General features: G+C 67.4%; 6 protein-coding genes. All 6 read left to right on the forward strand.

Annotation, left to right across the window (positions count from 1 at the left end):
• Positions 1 to 320: 320 nt before the first annotated feature.
• Positions 321 to 1,442: an ABC transporter substrate-binding protein gene (locus LPZ50_RS21315; RefSeq protein WP_230664726.1), complete on the forward strand. Its 1,122-nt coding sequence runs from the start codon at positions 321 to 323 to the stop codon at positions 1,440 to 1,442.
• Between the two features lie 21 nt (positions 1,443 to 1,463).
• Positions 1,464 to 2,336 (forward strand): branched-chain amino acid ABC transporter permease, encoded by an 873-nt coding sequence (locus LPZ50_RS21320; RefSeq protein ID WP_230664728.1) that lies wholly within the window; start codon positions 1,464 to 1,466, stop codon positions 2,334 to 2,336.
• 15 nt (positions 2,337 to 2,351) lie between these two features.
• Positions 2,352 to 3,233 carry a branched-chain amino acid ABC transporter permease gene (locus tag LPZ50_RS21325; protein ID WP_230664730.1) on the forward strand — a complete coding sequence of 294 codons (882 nt, stop codon included), beginning with the start codon at positions 2,352 to 2,354 and terminating at the stop codon, positions 3,231 to 3,233.
• Positions 3,230 to 3,973: an ABC transporter ATP-binding protein gene (locus tag LPZ50_RS21330; protein WP_230664732.1), complete on the forward strand. Its 744-nt coding sequence runs from the start codon at positions 3,230 to 3,232 to the stop codon at positions 3,971 to 3,973. The genes LPZ50_RS21325 and LPZ50_RS21330 overlap by 4 nt, the downstream gene beginning before the upstream one ends.
• Positions 3,970 to 4,692 (forward strand): ABC transporter ATP-binding protein, encoded by a 723-nt coding sequence (locus tag LPZ50_RS21335; protein ID WP_230664734.1) that lies wholly within the window; start codon positions 3,970 to 3,972, stop codon positions 4,690 to 4,692. Before LPZ50_RS21330 ends, LPZ50_RS21335 begins: the two co-directional genes overlap by 4 nt.
• Positions 4,692 to 5,276, forward strand: a 585-nt coding sequence (locus LPZ50_RS21340) for an AMP-binding protein (RefSeq protein WP_230664736.1), incomplete at its 3' end; no start/stop codon positions are given. The genes LPZ50_RS21335 and LPZ50_RS21340, both read left to right, overlap by 1 nt.

Genomic DNA, 5,276 nt, shown 5'->3' on the forward strand with positions numbered 1-5,276 from the left:
CCCTGCCTGGACTGGAGCGAACGGCGCCCGCATATCGCCGGGGCGCTGGGTGCGGCACTGTGCCAATGCTGCATGGACCGGGGCTGGGTGCGCCGCCGCGCCGGCACCCGCGCCGTCACGCTGACCCCGGCGGGCGCCGCCGCATTGCGCGATGCGTTCAGGCTGGCGGTCTGATACCGACAGATCGTCGCGGGAAAACCCGCAGTTAAGCAAATCCGAATTGGTCTCATCATGCACTGTGGCTAGCATTTTCGTAGCCGTCAGCCGGCCTGTCCCGACGCTGCGGCGCACAACAACCACGATACGTGCGGAGACATTCGATGAAAAAGCTGCTTGCCGGCCTGGCGCTGTGCCAAGGCCTGACCCTGACCGCGGCGGCCAGCGCGGCCGACCTGACCATCGGCGGCCTGCTGCCCATGAGCGGCAGCAATGCCGAATACGGCCAGATCTTCAGTTCTGGCGCCAATCTGGCCGTGCAGCACATCAACGACGCCAAGATGCTGTCCGGCAAGTTGTCCATCGTGTATGAAGACAGCCAGGCCCTGCCCATGCAGGGCGTCATCGGCATGAACAAGCTGGTGAACGTGGCCAAGGTACCCTTCGTGCTCAGCGCGTTCACCGGTGTGTCCAAGGCCATCGCGCCCGTCGGCACGCGCAGCAAGACCGTCATGGTCAATGGCGGCGGCGTGGGTCCCGACCTGGCCGACCTGGGCGACTATTTCTGGAACACCATCCCGCTGGTCGATTTCGAAGTGCGCGCCATGGTGCCCTACCTGGTCAAGGAACGCGGCATCAAGCGCATCGCCCTGGTGTACGTGGACGACCCGCTGGGCCAGGCGGTGGTCAAGGAACTGGAAACCGAACTGGGCAAGGCGGGCGGCGAACTGGTCGGCGATTTTTCGGTGCCCGCCACCGCGCAGCAATTCTCGGGCATTGCCGCGCGCGTGCGCGACGTCAAGCCCGATGCGGTGTATATCGCTTCGTACGGCAGCCAGCAGGGGCAGATCGTGAAGCAGCTGCGCGACAACGGCGTGTCCCAGCAGATCGTCAGTTATTCGGCCTTTGCCATTCCTTCCACGCTGTCGCTGCCCGAATCCAAGGGCGCGCTGTTCACCAGCCAGAAAGTGGACTGGGACAAGAACGACGACATCACCCGCCGCATGCTGGAAGACTACAAAAAGCAGTACGGCAAGGCGCCCAATATGTATGTGCTGAACTACTACAACGCCGTGCGCACCTTCGCCGTGCTGGCCGCTGCCCTGGAAAAAGCCGGCAAACCCATTACCGGCGAGAACCTGCTGGCCCAGCGCAAAGCCACCAAGACCTTCGACTTCGTGGGCGCCACGGTGTCTTTCGCGGATGACGGCACCATCAAGGCCCCCATCCAGATCAACCAGATCGGCGAAAACGGCGCCAAGCCGATCGCCGACGTCGCCAACTGACGGGCCCGGGCCGACTCGCGCATGCTGTTTCTCCAGCTATTCGTCAACGGCATACAGACCGGTGCCCTGTATGCCCTGATCGCGGCGGGCTTCTCGCTGATCTTCGGCACCACCCGCGTCTTCCACGTGGCGCATGGCGCCACCTTCACCCTGGCCGGCTTCGTGTTCTACGAGCTGTACACCGTGCTGGGCTGGGCCTGGCCGCTGGCGGCGCTGGCGGCGGGCGCGGCGGCGGCGCTGTTCGGCATGCTGGTCGACCGCTATGTGTACGCGGTCATCCAGCGCCACGAAGGCGCGTTCTTCACGGTATTCGTGGCCTCGTTCGGCCTGGCCATCGTGGTGCAGAACCTGATCACCATCGGCTTCGGGCGTGGGCTGGTCACCGTGCCCACGCCCCTGAGCAAAAGCCTGGAACTGCTGCCCGGCCTGTACGTGGCGCCCATGGCGGCCGTGGCCGTGCTGTGCGCCGTGGTGGCCTTCGGCCTGCTGCAATGGTTGCTGACGCACACCAACCTGGGCCTGGCGCTGCGCGCCCTGGGCGAAAACACCGAACTGGTGCGCGTGTATGGCCTGACCCCGCGGCGGCTGTCGCAGTACGTGTTCTTGATCGGTTCGCTGCTGGCGGTGCCGGCCGCCATTCTCACCGCCACCACCTCGGGGTTGAACCCGGCCATGGGGCATCATGTCATGCTGATCAGCATCGCGGCCACCATCGTGGGCGGCGTGGGCAGCCTGCGCGGCGCCGCCGTGGCCGGCCTGCTGTTGGGCATGGCCGAGAACCTGTCGCTGGCCTGGATCGACCCGCAGTGGAGCGAAGCCGTCACCTTCGTGGTGCTGTTCCTGTTCATCCTGTTCCGGCCCGGCGGCGTCTTCGGCCGCGCCGTGGCGTCCTAGCATCCGGGGCTACGCATGCTGGCTTATCTGCAAAACATTGCCGTGCTGTTCTGCGTGAACGCGATGCTGGCGGTCACCCTGAACTTCATCATGGGCTACGCGGGCATTTTCTCGCTGGCGCACGCCATTTTCTTCGGCGTGGGCGCCTATACCGCCGCCAACATCGCCATGCACTTCAGCGATTCGCTGTTCGTCTGCGTGGCGGGCGCGGTGCTGCTGTCGGGCCTGCTGTCCATGGCGCTGGCGCTGCCCGCGCTGCGCGTGCGCGGCGAATACTTCGTGGCGGCCTCGCTGGGCCTGCAGGTCATCGGCGTTACGGTGTTCTCGGAATGGAAAGGCGTGACCGGCGGCCTGGGCGGGCTGGTGGGCATTCCGCCGCCCACCGTGTTCGGCCATGCCCTGACCACGCCGGCCGAATTCCTGGCGCTGGCGCTGGTGGGGCTGGCCGGGGTGCTGCTTGTTACCACCCTGCTGCTGCGCGGCAGTTTCGGCCGCAGCCTGATGGCCATCCGCGACAGCGAATCGGCCGCGCAGGCGGCGGGCAAATGGGTCGCGGCCATCAAGACCCTGTCGGTCGCGGTATCCGCCGGCCTGGCCGCGGTGGCCGGCGCCATCTACGCGTTCTACATGAGCTTCGTGAACGTCGAAGGCTTCATGCTGGAAACCTCGATACTGCTGATGGCCATGGTCATCATCGGCGGCACCGGCACGGTGCTGGGGCCGATCATCGGCGCGGCCCTGCTGATGCTGCTGCCGGCGGCGCTGACCTACCTGCCCTTCCTGCCGCCTGCCGAACTGGGGACCGTGCAGCAGATCGTATATGGCGGCATCATGGTGCTGCTGATGATGTACCGCCCCGGCGGCCTGGTGGGCGGACGCAAGGGGGGCAAGGCATGAGCGCGGCCGTCGACACCCCCGTGCTGCTGCGCCTGCAGGGCCTGTCCAAGCGCTTCGGCGGGCTGCAGGCCATCAGCGACGTATCGCTGGACCTGCCGGCCGGCCTGATCACCACCCTGGTGGGCCCCAACGGCGCGGGCAAGACCACCCTGTTCAACATGATCACCGGCCACCTGCCGCCCACCGCCGGCGCGGTGTACCTGCACGGCAAACCCCTGGCCAGCCTGGCGCCCTGGCAGATCGCGCGCCGCGGCGTGGGCCGCACCTTCCAGGACCTGCGCCTGTTCACGCACATGAGCGTACTGGAGAACGTCACCACGGTCACCGAGCGCGGCAGTTGGCTGTGGCAGCGCCGCCGCGACACGGCGCGCATCCAGGCCGTGCTGAATGACGCGGGGCTGTGGGACAAGCGGCACGAACGCGCCGCCGACCTGGCTTATGCGGAACGCAAATTCCTGAGCCTGGCGCGCATCATGGCCAGCGATGCCTCGCTGTGGCTGCTGGACGAGCCCGCCTCGGGGCTGGACCCGCGCTCGTTCGACCGCTTCGTGGCCTTGCTGCGCGACTACGCCACGCGCGGCATCACCATCTGCATCATCGAGCACAACCTGGACCTGGTCACGCAATTGTCGGACCGCCTGGCCTTCCTGGACCAAGGCAAACTGCTGGCCTGCGGCGACCCCGCCGTCATCCTGAAAGACCCGGACCTGGCCGCCATTTATTTCGGAGACCGCGCATGACCGCCGCCACGCCCCCCGTCCTGGAAGCGCGGGCCCTGCGCGCGGGCTACGGCGAACGTCCCGTGCTCGACGGCCTGGACATGCAGTTGGGGGCCAACGAAGTGCTGTGCCTCATCGGCCACAACGGCGCCGGAAAATCCACCTTGCTGAAGGCGCTGTTCGGCCTGATCGCGCCCGAGGGCGGCAGCGTGCTGCTGGATGGCCGGCCCGTGACGCGCGCCGACCCGCGCCGCCTGGCCGCGGCGGGAATCTCGATGGTGCCCGAAGGGCGCGGCATTTTTCCCGGCCTGAGCGTGGCCGAGACCATGCGCCTGGGGCTGTGGTCGGCGGGCGTGCCCAAGGCCGACCATGCCGAACGCCTGGAATGGGTCATGCAGGTGCTGCCGGCGCTGCGCAAATTCTATGGCCAGCGCGCCGGCACGCTGTCCGGCGGCCAGCAGCAGATGGTGTCGCTGGGCCGCGCCCTGCTCAGCCAGCCGCGCTGCCTGCTGCTGGACGAGCCTTCCATCGGCCTGGCCCCCAAACTGTTCCAGGACCTGATGGGCCCGGTGCGCGCGCTGCAGCAGCAGCGCGGCATGTCGATCCTGATCGTCGAGCAGAACGTGCGCGAAGCATTGAAAATCGCCGACCGCGTCATTGTCATGAAATCAGGTGCGCTGATCCGCAACGGCGTGCCGTCGGACTTTGCCAACAACACGGACCTGATGGAGCTGTACTGATGCCTGCCGACGCCGCGCCCGCACCGGGCGGCCTTGCCGAACTGACGGCCGCCCATCTGCGCGACCGCCCGCGCGGCACCGCGCTGATCGACGAGGCCGGCGCCCTGGATTACCGCGGTTTCGACGCCCTGTGCGACCGCACCGCGCATTGGCTGGCGGCGCAGGGTATAGAAGCTGGCGACAAAGTCGCCGTATGGCTGCCCAACCGCCGCGAATGGCTGGCCCTGTTGTGCGCGCTGGCGCGCCTGGGCGCAACACTGGTGGCCATCAACACGCGCTACCGCAGCAGCGAACTGGAATACATCCTGGCCCGCTCGCGGGCGTGCATGCTGGTGATGCAGCCGTCGTTCCGCAAGATCGATTTTCCCGCCGTGCTGGCGGGCGTGCCGCAGGATGCCTTGCCCGACCTGCGCACCATCGCCCTGGTCGACGCCGACGGCGATGCTCCCGCGCCGGTGTTCGGCCGCCATACCGTGGCCTGGCGGCCCGACGCTGGCCAACCCGCGGACCGCGCCTTGCCCAGCAGATCCATCGCCATATCGAGTTCGGCTTTGCTGCTCAGGTATGGCGGGGCCAGCAAGACA

Origin of the sequence: Bordetella petrii (assembly GCF_020991325.1) — a bacterium.
In the GTDB taxonomy this organism is placed as follows: Bacteria; Pseudomonadota; Gammaproteobacteria; order Burkholderiales; family Burkholderiaceae_B; genus Bordetella_A; species Bordetella_A petrii_E.